This window comes from Candidatus Chlorohelix allophototropha (assembly GCF_030389965.1).
Lineage (GTDB): Bacteria > Chloroflexota > Chloroflexia > Chloroheliales > Chloroheliaceae > Chlorohelix > Chlorohelix allophototropha.
This window is the reverse complement of record NZ_CP128399.1, coordinates 1,435,081-1,451,178: the sequence shown is the minus strand read 5'-3', so window position 1 is coordinate 1,451,178 and position 16,098 is coordinate 1,435,081. Positions and strand designations below refer to the sequence as shown.

16 protein-coding genes are annotated in these 16,098 nt (G+C 47.5%); 6 read left to right on the top strand and 10 right to left on the bottom strand.

Annotation, left to right across the window (positions count from 1 at the left end; all coding sequences use genetic code 11):
• Positions 1 to 145: 145 nt before the first annotated feature.
• The 3 genes from OZ401_RS06070 (at position 146) to OZ401_RS06060 (ending at position 1,633) form a co-directional block, all read left to right on the top strand.
• Complete coding sequence (locus OZ401_RS06070) at positions 146 to 403, top strand: hypothetical protein (protein ID WP_341469817.1); 258 nt, start codon at positions 146 to 148, stop codon at positions 401 to 403.
• A gap of 313 nt (positions 404 to 716) precedes the next feature.
• On the top strand, positions 717 to 1,280 hold the full coding sequence (locus tag OZ401_RS06065) for a dihydrofolate reductase family protein (protein WP_341469816.1): 564 nt from the start codon (positions 717 to 719) through the stop codon (positions 1,278 to 1,280).
• Positions 1,281 to 1,369: 89 nt separating this feature from the next.
• On the top strand, positions 1,370 to 1,633 hold the full coding sequence (locus tag OZ401_RS06060) for a DUF2277 domain-containing protein (RefSeq protein ID WP_341469815.1): 264 nt from the start codon (positions 1,370 to 1,372) through the stop codon (positions 1,631 to 1,633).
• An 87-nt stretch (positions 1,634 to 1,720) separates the two neighbouring features.
• Here OZ401_RS06060 and OZ401_RS06055 read toward each other — a convergent pair whose 3' ends face one another.
• The 5 genes from OZ401_RS06055 to OZ401_RS06035 form a co-directional block, all read right to left on the bottom strand.
• A complete protein-coding gene (locus OZ401_RS06055) occupies positions 1,721 to 2,713 on the bottom strand; it encodes a zinc-binding dehydrogenase (protein WP_341469814.1) in 993 nt (330 codons plus the stop codon).
• Positions 2,714 to 2,902: 189 nt separating this feature from the next.
• Complete coding sequence (locus OZ401_RS06050) at positions 2,903 to 3,436, bottom strand: hypothetical protein (RefSeq protein WP_341469813.1); 534 nt, start codon at positions 3,434 to 3,436, stop codon at positions 2,903 to 2,905.
• Between the two features lie 330 nt (positions 3,437 to 3,766).
• The gene (locus OZ401_RS06045; protein WP_341469812.1) at positions 3,767 to 4,132 is read right to left on the bottom strand and encodes a cyclic nucleotide-binding domain-containing protein; all 366 of its coding nucleotides are present in this window, start codon (positions 4,130 to 4,132) and stop codon (positions 3,767 to 3,769) included.
• A gap of 124 nt (positions 4,133 to 4,256) precedes the next feature.
• Complete coding sequence (locus tag OZ401_RS06040) at positions 4,257 to 4,892, bottom strand: cyclodeaminase/cyclohydrolase family protein (RefSeq protein WP_341469811.1); 636 nt, start codon at positions 4,890 to 4,892, stop codon at positions 4,257 to 4,259.
• Positions 4,889 to 5,770: a bifunctional 5,10-methylenetetrahydrofolate dehydrogenase/5,10-methenyltetrahydrofolate cyclohydrolase gene (locus OZ401_RS06035; protein WP_341469810.1), complete on the bottom strand. Its 882-nt coding sequence runs from the start codon at positions 5,768 to 5,770 to the stop codon at positions 4,889 to 4,891. Before OZ401_RS06035 ends, OZ401_RS06040 begins: the two co-directional genes overlap by 4 nt.
• Before the next feature lie 221 nt (positions 5,771 to 5,991).
• Here OZ401_RS06035 and OZ401_RS06030 point away from each other — a divergent pair, with 221 nt between their 5' ends.
• Complete coding sequence (locus tag OZ401_RS06030) at positions 5,992 to 6,759, top strand: FHA domain-containing protein (protein ID WP_341469809.1); 768 nt, start codon at positions 5,992 to 5,994, stop codon at positions 6,757 to 6,759.
• Between the two features lie 4 nt (positions 6,760 to 6,763).
• Here OZ401_RS06030 and OZ401_RS06025 read toward each other — a convergent pair whose 3' ends face one another.
• Entirely contained in the window at positions 6,764 to 7,861 is a 1,098-nt protein-coding gene (locus tag OZ401_RS06025) for a glycosyltransferase family 2 protein (protein ID WP_341469808.1), read from the bottom strand.
• Between the two features lie 454 nt (positions 7,862 to 8,315).
• Between OZ401_RS06025 and OZ401_RS06020 the strand changes: the two genes are divergently transcribed.
• Together OZ401_RS06020 and OZ401_RS06015 are read left to right on the top strand one after the other, a co-directional pair.
• Complete coding sequence (locus OZ401_RS06020; RefSeq protein ID WP_341469807.1) at positions 8,316 to 10,394, top strand: outer membrane protein assembly factor BamB family protein; 2,079 nt, start codon at positions 8,316 to 8,318, stop codon at positions 10,392 to 10,394.
• Positions 10,395 to 10,470: 76 nt separating this feature from the next.
• Positions 10,471 to 11,508, top strand: a complete 1,038-nt coding sequence (locus tag OZ401_RS06015; RefSeq protein ID WP_341469806.1) for an inositol monophosphatase — start codon at positions 10,471 to 10,473, stop codon at positions 11,506 to 11,508.
• On the opposite strand, the gene OZ401_RS06010 is transcribed toward OZ401_RS06015, so the two are convergent.
• The 4 genes from OZ401_RS06010 to OZ401_RS05995 all read right to left on the bottom strand — a co-directional run bounded on the left by OZ401_RS06010 (position 11,500) and on the right by OZ401_RS05995 (position 15,988).
• Complete coding sequence (locus OZ401_RS06010; protein ID WP_341469805.1) at positions 11,500 to 12,621, bottom strand: HEAT repeat domain-containing protein; 1,122 nt, start codon at positions 12,619 to 12,621, stop codon at positions 11,500 to 11,502. The two genes, OZ401_RS06015 and OZ401_RS06010, sit on opposite strands and share 9 nt — an antisense overlap.
• The gene (locus OZ401_RS06005) at positions 12,611 to 13,672 is read right to left on the bottom strand and encodes a coiled-coil domain-containing protein (RefSeq protein WP_341469804.1); all 1,062 of its coding nucleotides are present in this window, start codon (positions 13,670 to 13,672) and stop codon (positions 12,611 to 12,613) included. The genes OZ401_RS06010 and OZ401_RS06005 overlap by 11 nt, the downstream gene beginning before the upstream one ends.
• Positions 13,673 to 13,875: 203 nt before the next feature.
• Complete coding sequence (locus tag OZ401_RS06000) at positions 13,876 to 14,499, bottom strand: HEAT repeat domain-containing protein (protein WP_341469803.1); 624 nt, start codon at positions 14,497 to 14,499, stop codon at positions 13,876 to 13,878.
• A 433-nt stretch (positions 14,500 to 14,932) separates the two neighbouring features.
• Positions 14,933 to 15,988 (bottom strand): SIS domain-containing protein, encoded by a 1,056-nt coding sequence (locus OZ401_RS05995; protein WP_341469802.1) that lies wholly within the window; start codon positions 15,986 to 15,988, stop codon positions 14,933 to 14,935.
• Between the last annotated feature and the right edge of the window lie 110 nt (positions 15,989 to 16,098).

Genomic DNA, 16,098 nt, shown 5'->3' with positions numbered 1-16,098 from the left:
AGATTATTTCAGCCTAATAAGAGCTGGTTGAGCGCAAAAGCTTGGCTTTTGTGCGAACGCCAGCGTGCGACAGGCCACTGCCTGGAGCTTTTTCTTAAAAAAGTGGGTTAAATTCAGATGCATTTTTAGCCCGGAATATTAGGTCTTGACAACCGCAATCTACAAAGGCTTGGGCTTGGAAGTGTTGCGACCTTGGGAAAATAGTCAACGACAGCCAAGCCCTCAGCAAATTCGACGAGGCTTGTCCGGAATAATTGTGCAGTTGGGCAGTCCGGCCAAAGCCAGCAAAGTGCGAGGAAATGGGAAGGGTCGAGCGGTTGGCACCAAAGTAAGACCGGCTACCCGCTATAAGGTGGTCAAAAAGGGGTTTTCTACCTCTAATTTGACGAATATTCGCTGTTAAATTTGCTGGTAACTGGCTACAAACTGTCATTCTTTTGTAAGTTCCGATACGGGTTTCTATTTCCTATAGCCCCGTTTATCTAAACGTCAAGTTGCTATTTTCGTTACAGCAGTTATTTGATTCGTGCTCAGTTCGTTTCAAAAAAGAAATATAGAACATATGTATTGACATTTTATTCAACCTTTATTACACTGTATAAAATACAAAATACATGCAGCAGTTTGCCGTCCAATCATCCCAATAAAATTATCTCTTGGTTAACTCTATAAAAGGGGTTGCCTCTGTTTTATAAGTAATTGAGGTGGAAAATAGCATGAGAAAAATTAATGTATTTATGATGGTAACCTTGGATGGCTTTTTTGCAGGTTCAAACGGGGAGATAGATTGGCATGTGACAGATGATGAATTTAATGATTATGCTATCGAACAACTAAATGCGGTGGATCTTCTTTTATTCGGGCGAAAAACTTACGAATTGATGGTAAGTTACTGGCCTACTCCAATCGCCATCGATGACGACCCTATTGTTGCCGCTAAAATGAATAGTTTACCCAAAATTGTTTTTTCAAAGACGCTGGAAAAAGTAGATTGGCACAATACCCGCCTGGTTAAGGATAATATTTCAACAGAAATCCAACGATTGAAACAACAACCCGGCAGCGACCTGACAATAATGGGTAGTTCCGACCTTTCGGCTTATTTTATCAACCAGGGCTTGCTCGATGAATTTCGGCTTATGGTAAATCCGGTTGTTTTAGGCAGGGGCAAAGCTTTGTTCAACGGTATAAAAGAAGAACTTAAGCTAAAACTCATGAAAAGCAGAACATTTAGTTCTGGGAACGTTTTAAATTATTATCGGTTAGCCGATAAGGAATAATAATTTAATCGTGAGTGGGACACCGACTCACTATCTGGCAACTAAGCGAAATATAGCCTGCGTGACTCTATTTGATGGAGGTAAGGCGTATGTGTAGAAACATCAAAACTCTCTTCAACTTTGAACCGGCCGTAACTGAGGCTGAGATTCGGGCGGCTTCTATACAATTTGTGCGTAAGGTTAGCGGTTTTACCAAACCCTCGAAAGCCAACGAAGTGGCTTTCCTAGAGGCGGTTGACCAAATAGCTGCCATTACCGGCAATTTTCTCAATTCGCTGGAAACGAACGCGCCCCCAAAGAATCGGGAAGAAGAAGCCACCCGCGCCCGCCTACGTGCTTCTCAGCGGTTTTAAATTGCCCCTATTTGTCAGAAATTCCAACAGGGCAAGGGGTTTAAGCTCTTTGTCCTGACACTCCAACAATTATACCTAACGCCTGCTTTAGAAACTTACGATAACCTTGCCTGAGCTTTTACCGCTGTGTAGAAATTCAAAAGCCTTTACCACCGAATCTATCCCCTTAAATTCGGTTGGCTCGATGTTTACCTTCAGCTTGCCTTCTCGATACAGTTCGGACAGCTTTTGCAAATGCGCGGCGTAATACTGGGTGAAGTGGAACAAGAAAAAACCCCGCAACGAGATGGATTTCATTACCAGCGATGAGTTGATACGCGGTGCGGTGATTGTTTCAGGTCCGGCGGTATAGTCTGCTACCGAACCGATTACCAACATCCGCCCGCGTATCGCCAAATTGCGCATGCAAATATCAAAGGTGCTGCGTCCCACCGATTCATACACCAGATTTACCCCTTTGGGATATTCCTCTTTCAGCGTCTTGCCCAAATCCTCTCGGCGATAGTTGATAACCCGGTCGCAGCCAAGCTCTTTGAGCAACGCCGCTTTTTCATCCGAACTGCACGTTCCAATCACATGGTTTCCGGCGAGCTTGGCAAGTTGCACCGCAAATTGCCCGGTACCGCCTGCCGCCGCCGTCACCAGCACCGTCTCTCCGCTTTTCATCTCTCCCACCTGTTCCAGCGCAATCGAAGCCGTTAAACCGCTCACTAGAAAGCTGGTAATTTCCGGCGAGGCTTGCGTTACAGGGTAAACCGAGGGCGCTTTCACCAACTGGTATTCGCTAAAACCCGCGCCAAAACCCATCACCGTATCACCCGCTTTTAGATGGGTCACGTTCTCCCCAACTGCTACCACCTCTCCGGTGGATTCGGTAGAGACATCGAAGGGTAACGGGGGAGTGTTGGGATAGCCGCCCGCTGTGAAAACCCCTACCGAAGCGTTCATACCAGCGTATCGGGTACGCACCAGAATCTCGCCTCGTCCCGGTTCTGGTAGCGGCGCTTCAATTATCTGGATCGCTTCGCCAAAATTAGGGCTAAGCTTAGTAACAATCATCTTGCGGTAGGTGGTGGGCATTATAAAATCCTTTTCAAGCAATTTATAATATAGACAGAGACAAGGGGTTTAAACCACCTTGTCTAAAGTAATTCTTAAGTTACCGCTACCGTGCGAAAAAAGCAAATCTGGCGCGTTTTTACTCAAACTAAAACCCCCATTTCAAAACAGAAAAGGGGGTTAGTTGCACAAATAATTAGGCTGGCGGATTCAGGCTTGCCTTAGCAGCAAGAAGTCCTCGTCACAATTTTTGCAAAATGTCAGGTTTGAGTAAGTAATCGCCAAATCTTTCTTGTGGCAGAAGGGACATTCCTCTAGCGCATTTTGACACACTTCCGGTACATGCACCAGAGGAGAGAGCAACAATTCCTCATCACAAACCTTGCAGAAAGTAGTTCCGGAATAGTTGGTTATCAAGTCGGTGCCTTGACACAAAGGGCAGTTATGATCGGGGCTTTCGGTAGGCGGGACATTGATTGCATCCGGGTTAAGATAAACTGCATTACCGAAATCTTCGGTGGTCAGCACTTTACTGGCTAATTGTGCTATTTGATTCCACAATGCTTTTACCTTTTCCAACTGGCTTCTTCGATCATTTTGATTCTCGAATGGGATAGAAGCTAGAAGAATTTCTGCTTTCGCGAGTTGTTCTCGAAGATTGGAGAGCGTACCGAGCATGCAATCCGGTTTAATTCTCAGGGCTTCAGGATGTGTTGTGCTGTTTAAATCTAATATTCTGGTCATAATTCGGTTCTCCCTATTGCCAGTATTGTGCGGGTCTGTGTTGTAACCCTTGCCTTATACAATGCTGCCAAAGACATCTTTGTCTGTTTAACTACAGTTAGAGGTGGTAAAAGTAGAGTATTATCAATAGATTGAGTTTTGCCCCCTTATATCTTAATTGTAAATAGATGATAACTCCATCTAAGTGCAATTTTCCTCGTATTGAATAGAATAACTCATTTTCCTTTTTATTTCAATGATAAATGTATTAATATATTAGTGTAAGCAAAACAAAAAGCCCTACCGTAAGGGGTAGGGCTTAAGCTATAAGAATTTTAGTTTGCGAATTAGCTATTGGGCTTTGATGAACTCATTAAGCGCGCGCAATCGCTTGGCAATAACCCGCATAACCTGTAACGAGAAGAAGGGGGTTTCTTGCACCATGTAAAGAAACCTTCTTTCGTCAATCTGCACCAGTTTACACTCGGTTTTGGCAATAGCGGTGGCGCTACGTGGCGAGCCATCAACCAACGCCATTTCTCCCAATATTTCGCCTCCATCGAGGGTGTTGATAACTGTGTTTTTGGTGCTGATCTCGACAGTACCTTCCAGTATTACGAACATACTATTGGCGCTCTCGCCTTCGTTAAAAATTACTTCCCCGGCGGCAAAAACCTTTACATCCTTTTCGTTACGAAAGAGATTTATAAAACTCACGATTGTATTCTCCTAAGAATGGATATTATTGATTTTGTTATGAATATCTAGTTCTTCAATTATTATAAAAGGTAAATAACAATAGTCAAATTGTAAAAATAATTTGACTATTTCTAGGGTGTAGTTACGCTAATTTTTGGAGTGTAGTAGCGAGGGCGCGAGAACGGGCGTTAGAAGCGCGTTCAATTAACTGCTCGATTTCGGCGCGTGCTGCCGCTACGTAATCACCATCCTTGAGCGATTTCAGGTTGATGCATCCCTGCAATAGCGCTCCTTGTACCGCCGCTTCTGCCAGCAATGCCGCTGTACCTGCATCGGAAATAGCTTGTGGATTACCGATTTCGGCGAGTTCCGCTGCCAATTCTGCCATCTCTGCGCTATATCGGGCGATATTCAAAGGCGACTCGGTAGCGATTTTCAGCCCTTCTTGGATACGGACAGCGCGGGCTGCTTTCTCCTCTGGGGTGGCACGCGGCAAACGATAACCGGACATCACCGCTTCAAACGCCTCCGCGTCCGCGTCAATTGCCTTTTCCAGCACAATTCGCGCTTTGTCCCCCGCGTTAATAATTTCCTGTATGCGTGGGGCGTGTATTGCGAACGCTTCTTTGCTTATGGTCAAACGCGCCACCATTGTCACTAGCCCGGCGGCGTTTGCCCCTGCCAGCGCCGATGCCCCGCCACCGCCCGGTGTAGGCGCATCCGAACCGAGTTGCGCTAGAAAATCGCTTACCGTCTTATCGCTTAAAAGTTCACTCATAACTGTTCCGTTTGCTGTCGCGCCGCTTTCAGCACATTTTCCAGCAGCGCAATTGAAGTCAGGCGACCGCTTACCGAAGGCGAGGTAGTAACTGCCTGCGCTACCTGTCTTACGCTTTCCACTTCTACATCACCGTACATCTTGCCATCAATGAAGCTCATGCCAAAATCCACCACCACTGCGCCGGGCTTGACCATCTCTCCAGTGATGAGGTGTGCCGCTCCTGCTGCCCCAAAGATAAAATCCGCTTCCCGCCCCAGCTTAACCAAAGTCTCACGCGGGGTTGGCAAATGCGTTACAACGGGGGTTGCGCCTGCTGCAATCAATAAAGCAGTGAGCGGTCGCCCAACCGTAACGCCAAAGCCTACCACCAGACAGAGCTTGCCGTACAGTTTGTAGCCGTAGTGTTCCAGCAAGCGCAACCCGCCGAGGGGCGTAGCCGGAATAAAAGTATCGCTTCCACTGAAGAGCTTGCCAGTAGAAATAGGATGGTAACCCTCCACATCTTTGCGCGGTTCGAGCGTTAGGGTGGCGTGTGATTGATCAATACCCGGCACAGGCCATTGGATTGAAATGCCGTGTATAGACTTATCGGCATTCAATCCGGCAATTTCCTCCGTGAACTGCTCGAAGCTGATTCCAGAAGGTAGCACATGATGAAGGGCGTGCATCCCATATTCGCGAGCGTGCCGTACCAATACCCCGCTATAGTCAATCGAGGCGGGGTCATTACCGACCAGCACTACCGCCAAGCCCGGCGCAAATCCATGTTTTTCAGTAAAGGTAGCAACTTCGGCTTTCAAGCGTTCGCGTTCCTCTTTCGCCAGCGCCTTGCCGTCCATCATCACTGCTTGCCCACTTTGCGTAGTGAAGCTCAATCCAACTCTCCTTTTTAAATGGGGATTACTAACCTATCCGTGATAATTATAACATAAGCCGCTATGCTAAAACTTCGCTGTTGCTGAAAAATGAGCTAAAAGCAGCACAAAATATTACTATATTAAGTGTGACACTGTTATTAAAAAAAATAAAAGTCTTACGTTTATTATGGTGAAGATAATTATTCGGTGATGTTAATTAGGAACTAGGAGTAAACAGTATGGAACAGATCAGCGCGACAATAAATGCAAATGGAATGATGCTGCTCGGTCCTGAAGCGCATCTACGTTGGGGTGAACGTGTCCTCCCTTTGCGTCCTGTAGGTAAGATTGTGATGGGGCGTGCCGCAGGAGTAGATTATCTGATAGCTGATAGTTCGGTTTCGCGTCGCCATGCTGAAATAAAATATACAAACGGGCTATATTACATTTGCGATTTGGGCAGTACTAACGGAGTGTTTGTATCCGGTAAGCGTGTTACCGGTGATGTTGCCCTTATGCCCGGTAACGAAGTACAACTTGGCTACGTGAAAATGCAGTTCAGGCTTGGTTTAGAGCTTACTGCCCTACCTGTGCAAGCGAAACGCCCTGCGCAAGTGCCTTTGCTTTCTTTGCCTCCGGTGATAGCGCCACAGGTTCGCGCTCATTCGCTTCAACCCGACCTGTTTTTGCACTATCGGTTGCGAATATGTAGCGGTTCAAATAGCGGTATGAATCTGAAACTTGATAGCAAATCGCTTTATCGAATTGGGCGTTGTGGTGGTTTGCGCTCGGATTTTGAGATCAACGATGTGAAAGGCTCTGAACTAAGCGCGTATGTTCTCAAAAGAATAGATGGTGGTTTTGCTATCCGTGATACTTCTCCAAACGGCGCTATTTTGCTGAACGGGAAAGCGTTTGATCGGGAGGCTCGCCCGCTGAAATCAGGTGATACTATTACTCTTGGAGATACCGTACTAATCTTTGAGAGTGTACTCCTCGCCGCATGAACCATCAAGAATCGCTTACTTTGGGTTGATACAGATGATGTACACGGTCAAGCGGCCATGTCAACCCTTCAATTAATCCAACAAAAGGATACCAGAATTGCAGAAGCGCTAACCGTACTACCTTAATGCTATGCCACTTTAGTATCCCGGCAAATGTGCGCCGTATCGCCATGTGCCAATACCATTGCCAAAGTACCAGCAGTGCGCTAACCCAACCGCACCGCAAATATTTGGCGGTTGCTGCGCCCACCCCTTTGCCATAGCTTTTTTCAGTTCGTATTTGTTGCTCGAAATCTTTTTTGCTATCGTGGTAAACCAGCGACTTGCCGGTATAAACTATTTTCAAGCCCCTGCGCAACAGTCGGTAGCCAATATCGAGGTCTTCAAAGGTTCCCAGTGCGCCGCCGATATTCATAACTTCGTCGAAGCCGCCGCACTTCAAGAAAGCCTCACGCCGGAAACTCATATTTCCACCGCTGCCGATATGCCAAGGCTTAACCGGGCGATCAAATACTCGACGTTCGGTGCTGCGTCTTCCAATTTCAGTGCCGTTGCGTTTAATAGTCATCGGAGGCAAAATTCGTCCGTAAACCGCTTGTATGTCAGCATGCTGACTATATTCCTGCTCTACCATCTCAATCCAGTCGTTGCCGGCTAGGCAATCATCATCCATAAAAAGGATAATCTCGCCATGTGCTGCTGCTGCCCCCAGATTACGGTTTGTACCTGCGCCAACCGTATCGCTGTGAATAAATCTGACCAGCGGAAAGCACTCTGTTTCGGCAAGTAAGCTAAAACCGTGTTGCCGAGTTACAGACTGTACCACCTCTGCTAAAGCCGGAACAAGCTCAGGATTACTTTGATCTACTACAATAATTTCAAGGGGCAGTCGTGTGCCCTCCAAGATTGAGGCGAGCGCATGTTCAATCTGGTCTATCCGGTTGCGTGTGGGAATTACAACCGAAATGATTTGGCTACGTGTTCGAGCTATTCCATCACTACTCGGGGTTATACCATCTATTAGATTTCGACTCGTTTTAACAATATCCGGATTCTGTAAAACGAAAGATGTAACGTGCCCGGTTGTTCTTTGTTTTGACATCTAATTAATTAAAATCATCAGAATTTTCACTTGATGGGTAATTTACTGGCAAGCAGATGTATCCTTGCCTGGTTTTTTACATATTAGTGAAAAACCCTGAATACTATAAGAACCCATATTACTTCTAATAGTTTATCAGAGGTTCTGTATTGTAACGATAGTATTTTGGTAGGGTTATTATAATTTTATATTACAATTTTGTAGTCAATACATAATATTCAGCCTTGAACATTAAAAATCGACCGATTCGAGCTTTCACCCCTGCTAGTGGTATCTGACAGAATTGCTTGGATGATTGACACTAATTCAAATAATTATATGTATAATGTTAACACTAGCATATTATTTCCGAATAGTCCAAAATAAAACCATTTGCATGTTAATTCGTTATCTTATTATGCAAGTGAAGTGGCGTTTATTTATTCTGCAAATGAAAAGGAAGGAGACCTCTTTAGTGAAAAAGAAGTATTTGTTCCTGTCACTTGTCGTTTTACTGGCAGCTATTCTAGCTACATTGTTGCCTGCTGTTAGCAGTTCGGCTATGAACATCAGCTTTAATGACCCCGGCTTTAGTAATACTTGGAATCGGATTGACAAGCCCGTGGATGAAATCCCCGGAGTAGGACGTGGCTTTACGTGGGGTCCTATCGTGTTAGGTGCTGCGGCTATAACCAACGAGCCTTACGGTGGCGCAACTCGCAAGGTGCAATATTTCGATAAAGCTCGTATGGAAGTGAACAACCCCTCCGCTAATCCGAGCGACTTGTTCTATGTGACCACCGGCTTGCTGGTTAAAGAGCTTGTCACCGGAAAGCAACAGATTAGCGATACTGACTTTACTCAGTTTACTCCTAGCACTGTGCAAGTTGCCGGTGATCCTAATGATGGTGGGCAGAACTCGGTTGCCCCTACCTATGCCAGCTTCAAGAATGTGGTAACTTTCAACGGCAGCGAGAACGGCAAAGATAGGGCTAATGGTGGTCTTATCAACACCCAGATCGATAAAGCCGGAAACGTTGGTACTTATACCCCGCCCGAACAACGCACCTATAGCGGCTATGATGACACTACCCGTCACAATATTGCCGATGTGTTCGTGAATTTCGGCAATCGCAACGGTAAAATTTGGAACGGCAGCGCGTTTGTAGATGGGGCAGTTTTCTTCGGCAATTCAGTGTATGTTACCGGACGACCTGTTTCTGAAGCTTACTGGGTTCAGGCGGTTGTCGGTGGCGTTACCAAGCCGGTACTAGTACAGTTATTTGAGCGTCGTGTACTGACCTATACCCCCGGAAATGCAGCCGGATTTGAAGTAGAAATGGGTAACGTAGGGCAGCATTATTACAAGTGGCGTTATGTATTGGGTGGCGGCGGCGGTACTCCAACCCCTACACCAACCCCTACCGCTACTCCGACTCCTGCGCCCCAACCTTTCCCGCAGGACTTCAGCCAGTTCCGCGCCCCTTACCATAAAACCGGCGCTAAACCGGTGGGCGGTTCGCCCGGTGGTATTGCGAACTTCCGAGGTTATTCGGTGGGCGCAGCCGGTATCTCTGCTAGTTCGCCGGTAGTGAACAGCGACCAAAGTATCGCGGTGTACGCTACTAATAATAAGGGCGTAGTGGCGTTGAACCTAACTGCTAGCCTGAATGACCTGACCCAGAAGTGGATTTACCCCGCTTCCGGCACTGTTCCGCCTATCTCCTTTGCTACTCCGATCCTGTACAATGGCGTGGTTTACATCGGAGATGACAATGGCAATATGCATGCCATCAAGTTGGCTGATGGTACTTCTGTTTGGACAACCCCCAGCAATGCCGGCGCGTCTTTTGGTGCAGTGGTAGGTGCAGCAATTACCGATGGTACTAACCTCTACTTCAATACTGCCAGTGGTCGCTTGCTAGCAATCCGTTTGTCAGATGGTGTACAGGTCTGGCAATCTGTTCCTCTGGGTGTTTTGGCAAGTGGTCCGATCTTTGCCTATGGCGGCAATCTCTTCGTTGGTTCTACTAATGGCAAGGTTTATGCTTTCCAGACCTCGAACGGCAGCGAAGTTGCCACTTGGACTAAGCCAGCCCTGAACCCCATAATTTTGACGATGGCTTACGCCAATAACACGTTGTACGTGCCAAATGGCGCTACCCTAACTGCCTTGAATAGTTCCGGCACTACCATCAAAGATGTGACGCTAGATGGCACGATTAGCTCAGTACCGGCAGTGACGGCGGATAAGGTTTACTTTGGGGTGGACACCGCAAACAAGGTTTATGGTATTAACGCTTCAAATTTGGGGGATGTTAATCGCTTCGTCTTTGGGGCGAGCGGCAACCCTGCCGGAGCTATTGCGTTAGTAGATGGGTTTATCTACTTCGGCACCAGCAACGGCATATTGTATCAGGTGGAAGCGGCAAACTCTGCCAATGCAAACCAGTTGGTCAATGGGCTGAGCGGTTTCGGCAACAACTCGCCAGTAGTCGCGAATGGTCGGGTTTACATCGGTAACAGCGATGGCAAACTCTATATAGTTAAGTAGCGTTTGAAACGTAAAACCATTATGATAGGCTTCGGTGTCATGCCGGAGCCTATTTTTATTTATACGGAGCCTAAACATGATTCGAGATAGAGCGCATTTGCTGGAGCAGATTCGTGAGTTGCATCGGCAAATCAGGGCGGCGGTGGTGGCGCAAACCGAAGCGGTTGCCTTAGAGCAGCTTTCCGCAGTGGAGGGTGACGACCACGCTTACGAAGGCGATACAATTTTCGCGATTGACCGGGTGAGTGAGGAAAAGCTGGTGGAGTTTTTCGAGCGTGTAGTTGCGCCCGAACGCCCCATGCTACTGATTGCGGAAGGTTTGCACGATACAGGCTTTGGTGAAGGGCGTTTGCCTCTGCCGCGTGGCATCACGCCCGAACAGGCGGAAGTGCGTATCATCGTTGACCCGATAGACGGAACGCGCTGTATCATGTACCAAAAGCGCAGCGCATGGGTTCTGACCGGGGTTGCTCCGAACTTGGGCGAGGATACACGCTTGCAGGACATCGAGTTCGCCGTTCAAACGGAATTGCCGTTGGTAAAGCAGCACCTTTGCGATGAGCTATGGGCTATCCGAGGCGACGGCTATTTCGCGCAACGCTACAACCGCTTGAGCGGAGAGGTACAGCCGATAACTTTGCGCCCTAGCCATAGCGCTACTATTCGGCATGGTTACGCTCAGGTGGTGCGCTTTTTCCCCGGCACTCGCGCGGAGTTGGCAGCAATTGACGATGAGATTGTGTTCGCGGCGCTCGGTGCGCCCCTTCCTGGCAAGACTCACTGTTTCGAGGATCAGTACACCTCTAGCGCGGGGCAGTTTTACGAATTGCTCTCCGGGCATGATCGCTTTACTGCCGATATTCGTCCCCTCTTAGAGCAAGTCGTGCTGAAAAAGGGCTTTCGGCTTGGCATTTGCTGCCATCCTTACGATGTGTGTACCGAGTTGATAGCGCGTGAGATGGGCGTAATTATTACGGACGAGTATGGTCAGTCGCTCAATCCGCCCCTGAATGTGGAGACGGACGTTAGTTGGGTGGGATACGCCAACGCTGCCATTCGGGCGCAAATCGAGCCGCTTTTGCTCAAGTCGCTACGGGATAGGGGATTAATTTAAGCGGTGAGCTTTAATTACTTCAAAGGTATGGAGGGCTAATGCTCTCCGCCTCTCATCAATATCGCTGTTGATAATTTGTTGCAGTTCCGGCAAGGCACGCGAGTCCCCGATTTTAACCAACGCTCCGGCTGCGGCAAAACATACCTCGCTATCTTCATCGTTAAGAGCGAGAATAAGATGCTCGACAGCACGGCGATCACCAATCTCGCCCAGCGCCCAGGTAATCCGGTAACGCACGTTGCTATCCTCCTCATCTCTAAGTGCGGCGATAAGGGGTGGTACAGCACGAGGATCTTTGATTCTACCCAACGCACGGGCTGACCAGGAATATATCCCGATATTGTTAATCTTGAGAGCGTTAATAAGGGGTAGCACAGATAATTCACCGAAACCGGCTAATGCATCGGCAGCAGCTTCAATCACTTCAAAATTCTCATCGCTGAGTGTATAGATAAGTGGTTCTATGGCACGAGGGTTCTTAATTTTACCCAAAGTCCAAGCAGCCCAGTAACGCATACTACTATCCTCATCCTTAAGGGTATGGGTAAGAAGCAGCATAACTGGTTCGCCGAATTTACCTAGTGCTTCGGCAGCAGCACTTTCCTCTGTATTCCCGCTCTCAATTAGATCGGCAATAAGCGGCGGCACAGCACGCTGGTCGCCAATTTCGCCCAACGCTATGGCAGCAAGGTAATGCACAAAGCTATCCTCATCGTTAAGGGCAAGGATAAGTGGTTCTACCGCGCGAGGGTCTCCTATTTTACCTAACGCTTCGGCAGCCTTTCCACGCACAAAGCTATCCTCATCGTTGAGGGCGTTGATGAGAGGCAACACAGATGATTCACCAATTTCGACCAATGCTTCAACAACGGAACGGTTATATTTACCATCATCACAGAAATCAAAGCTGAGTTGCCGACACTCGCAACGATCTTTTGGGATTTGGGCAATCAAGCGGTCAATTTCGTCCAGTATAGCGGGGCGGGCGGGTTTGTTGAGAATGGAGTTAGCCAGTTCCAGCCCGCGCCCGATAAGTCTCTCCGAGCGTACTACATAGCGTCCTGCCGGGACAGAGGGGATTATGTCATTTCGCTCGTCCGGTTTATCGCTCATCTTCTGCCTCCTGCAATTGGGTTAGCTGTATTCGCGCCTGTTCAATCTCAACGCTTAGCTGCTCTGCCATTACTTGCAGCAGGTCAATGCCTTCCGCTTTTGCTGCTTCCGACTGCAATTTCAGCGTGTAGATTTCACTTTCCTTTAGTTGCGATAGGGTGGTTTCGATTTCCGCAATCCGGTTTTTGACATGCGCTATCTTGCGAAGAATGCGCTCCAACTCTGCCTTTGTTACTGCGCCTGGCACAGATTCCGCGCTATCTTGCCAGTGTTCTAGTATTTGCTGCAATCCGGCAGCGTTCCCTTCCGCGTAACAGCGATTAACTTCCGCCATAAGTCGAGTGCGCTTCTCCCGCTCTGACTCATTATCGGCAAGGTCAGGATGAATCAGCTTGGCAGCCTTGCGATATAACTGTTTAATATCTTCGCTAGGCTGGAACTTCGGTTGCTTTTCAACTCGTTCCTGCGCTTCTTCGGTAGCTTGCGCCGATTCTTGCGCTTTGGCACGCGCTTGTTCTGCCGTTTCGGTGGCAACTGGGTTAAAGGGCTGTTGCCGCGCCACTATTTCGGCAATCTGGGCGGTAAGCGCGTCAAGTTCCGCCAGCTTTTTACCGACTATGCTTAAATACAGGTTTTCAAACTCGCGCAACTCGGCTTCAATAGTAGCGAGGTCTTGCTCAAGTTGCACCAACCGTGATTCCAGTTCTGCCAGTTCTACTTTTTTTCGCGCAAGTTCTTCTGCTTCTGCGGATTGCGCCTGAATTATTGCTTTTGCTTCGTCAGGGATAGCTGTTCGATTTAACTCATTCTTTTGAGCATCGGTCAGCCACAATTCAGCCAGTGAAATCAGCGGGTTTTCTGGTTCTAGCCGAACAGCAGATTCAATGTAATTTTTGGAAGTGGCAAAATCATCGGCGGTGTAAGCCAGCCATAACAACAGGTTGATGTCGTTGGGGTTGGCTTGCGCCAATTTGAGCAAAATAGAATGAGCTTCGGCTTTAAACCCGTGTTTGGCTATTGCGATGGCGTGGTTGAAAATTTGCTCGTCCATGTGCTTCAAGATTAAACTGATATATTTAAAACTGATAATTTACTATCAATAATAGCACACTAACATTAAAGGAAAGATTAATCGCTTATAAAAAAGCGAGGTTACACCAACGTTACCATCCGGGTGCAGTAGGTAACGCTTAAATCGTATGAAAAAGAAAAGGGGGGCAAAGACCCCCATGCCAATGTTGTGATTTTGCCGGATTATCTTCGTGCTTTAATTACTTCAAAGGTATGGATGGCTAATGCTCTCCGCCCCTCATCAATATCGCTGTTGATAATTTGTTCTAATCCCGGCAAGGTACGCGGGTCCCCGATTTTAGCCAACGCCTCGGCAGCAGATTCGCACACGCTACATTCCTCATCACCGCTGATTTTGCACAGCAAGGGCTTGATAGCGCGTGAATCTTTGATTATGCTCAGCGCTTCGATGGCGGTGCGGCGCACAAATAAATCCGGGTCGTACAAAGCATTTATCAGGACATCCACAGCGCGCTTGTTTGCGATTTTACCTAGCGCCTCGGCGGCGCGGTATCGCACAAAACTATCCTTATCGTCACGCAAGGTTTTTATAAGCGGTTCAAGGGCATGCTTATTTGCAAGCTCCCCTAGTTTTTTCGCAGAATTCTGGCGCACTCCCCAATCTTCATGCCGTAGCGAATCAATCAGGTGGTTAATGCTGCTTGTCTGTGGGTAACTTGTGCTATCACCCACGGTATGAGCGTGAAAAAGATTTCCTCGCACATTTATTTTTCTGGCTTGTGGTGCATAAAGCATTGAATCAGCCCCATTCAAGTAGATATTCTGCCCTTGTGAATTATTTTTCATCGCTAACTTCCTTATGGGTTAATAGTTTTAAGCTTATTCACCTCAGGCAGTTACATACCAACTAGTGTTTTGAAAACCCACGTATTTTCAAGTACCCACTCTATAGATCAGACTACTTGTAACGACTACGGCACTAGAAATTGCCGATTTGCTTATTTCTGTGTCGTAATAATTCATCGTTTGTATGTCCTCATAGAGTTATCACTATCTAATAGAATTGTATCATGACTTCACACCACATATTTATAAACTTTTGTTTACAAAACCCTAAAGATTTTATAATGTAGCTTAATCTTGAAAGGGCTTCCACCTAAAAAATTCATAAAATTTAATTAATGGAATCCTGTATAGCTGAGGTCCATTAGCTCAAAGTAGGCTGAAATCGCGGGGTAAAAAATCCCCCTTCAATTTTTAGAAAGAAGGGGGTCGACTTCTAGTAGGTTTGCGTGACTTTATTCAAGCCGCGCGGTTTATCAGGGTCAAGGTTTCGGGCAAGCGCCAGATGTAACGCCAGCAATTGTCCCGGCACTACACATGGAATCGGGCTTAAAGCTTCCGGTATGCCCTGCAAATTGACAGGTAAAGCGGCGCCGTTAGGGGTGGCGGTACGCAATAGAGTCTGGTCGTCTCCTACCGCTGTAATCTCTACCCCGCGCTCAATCAGCTTTCGCGCCAGATCCAATAAACCCGGTACGGCGGGACCACTTGCGCCTACCAACAGAGCAGGCAGACTTTTCTGCGCCAAAGCGAAAGGTCCGTGTAGAAAATCCGCGGAGGAGTAGGGTTCTGCGAAAATATAAGCCGATTCTTTCAGCTTGAGGGCGATTTCAAGAGCAGTAGGGAAGTTATAACCACGTCCCAGCACCAGATAATCCTTCGCCTCGTGGTATATCGGTTGTTGCGCTATTTTGGTAATCTTATCTTCGAGCTTGAGCGCAGAGCTAATTGCTTCGGGTAGTCTCTCCAACCCAACTCGTAGCCCGTTATCATCGCCCAATTCGGCGGCAAGCATCGCCATCAACATCAGCTCGTTGGTGTAAGTTTTGGTAGCAGCTACCGATTTTTCAGACCCGGCATGCAACGGCATAACTATTGAGGCTGCATGTGCCAGTGCCGATTCAGGGTCGTTGGTAATGGCGAGTGTGAATGCGCCTTGCGCCGCCGACTCGCTGATGACTTCTACAATATCGGGCGAAGTACCCGATTGGCTAATACCGATAACCCACGCCCTTTTCAGGTTCGGTGGGCGGCGGTACAGTGTGAAAAGTGACGGAGCCGCCAACGAAACCGGTAAACTGGCATAAGCTTCAAAAATGTAGCGAGCATATATAGCAGCGTTGTCAGAACTACCGCGTGCCGCAATCATGACCAATTCAGGCTTGAAGGAAGTTAGTTTGCGCGCGACTTCTCGCACCAATATCCTGTTTTGTTTCCAGGCACGTTCCAGCGCAGCCGGTTGGTCAAAGATCTCTTCCCGCATGAGGGTCATTATTATCAGTTCCTCCGGTAATGTGAATCTTGGGAAGCCCTATCTTTGTCAGGTTACAAATAAACCGACATTGGGTTATTTCTTCTTTGATTTAAACATTTTACCACATT

What these genes read in the sequence shown, in the direction of transcription:
- OZ401_RS06015 (WP_341469806.1), top strand. Translation starts at nt 10,471, where the DNA reads ATGATTCGAGATAGAGCGCATTTGCTGGAGCAGATTCGTGAGTTGCAT.
- OZ401_RS06050 (WP_341469813.1), bottom strand. Translation starts at nt 3,436, where the DNA reads ATGACCAGAATATTAGATTTAAACAGCACAACACATCCTGAAGCCCTG.
- OZ401_RS05995 (WP_341469802.1), bottom strand. Translation starts at nt 15,988, where the DNA reads ATGACCCTCATGCGGGAAGAGATCTTTGACCAACCGGCTGCGCTGGAA.
- OZ401_RS06025 (WP_341469808.1), bottom strand. Translation starts at nt 7,861, where the DNA reads ATGTCAAAACAAAGAACAACCGGGCACGTTACATCTTTCGTTTTACAG.
- OZ401_RS06010 (WP_341469805.1), bottom strand. Translation starts at nt 12,621, where the DNA reads ATGAGCGATAAACCGGACGAGCGAAATGACATAATCCCCTCTGTCCCG.
- OZ401_RS06000 (WP_341469803.1), bottom strand. Translation starts at nt 14,499, where the DNA reads ATGAAAAATAATTCACAAGGGCAGAATATCTACTTGAATGGGGCTGAT.
- OZ401_RS06065 (WP_341469816.1), top strand. Translation starts at nt 717, where the DNA reads ATGAGAAAAATTAATGTATTTATGATGGTAACCTTGGATGGCTTTTTT.
- OZ401_RS06030 (WP_341469809.1), top strand. Translation starts at nt 5,992, where the DNA reads ATGGAACAGATCAGCGCGACAATAAATGCAAATGGAATGATGCTGCTC.
- OZ401_RS06055 (WP_341469814.1), bottom strand. Translation starts at nt 2,713, where the DNA reads ATGCCCACCACCTACCGCAAGATGATTGTTACTAAGCTTAGCCCTAAT.
- OZ401_RS06005 (WP_341469804.1), bottom strand. Translation starts at nt 13,672, where the DNA reads ATGGACGAGCAAATTTTCAACCACGCCATCGCAATAGCCAAACACGGG.
- OZ401_RS06040 (WP_341469811.1), bottom strand. Translation starts at nt 4,892, where the DNA reads ATGAGTGAACTTTTAAGCGATAAGACGGTAAGCGATTTTCTAGCGCAA.
- OZ401_RS06060 (WP_341469815.1), top strand. Translation starts at nt 1,370, where the DNA reads ATGTGTAGAAACATCAAAACTCTCTTCAACTTTGAACCGGCCGTAACT.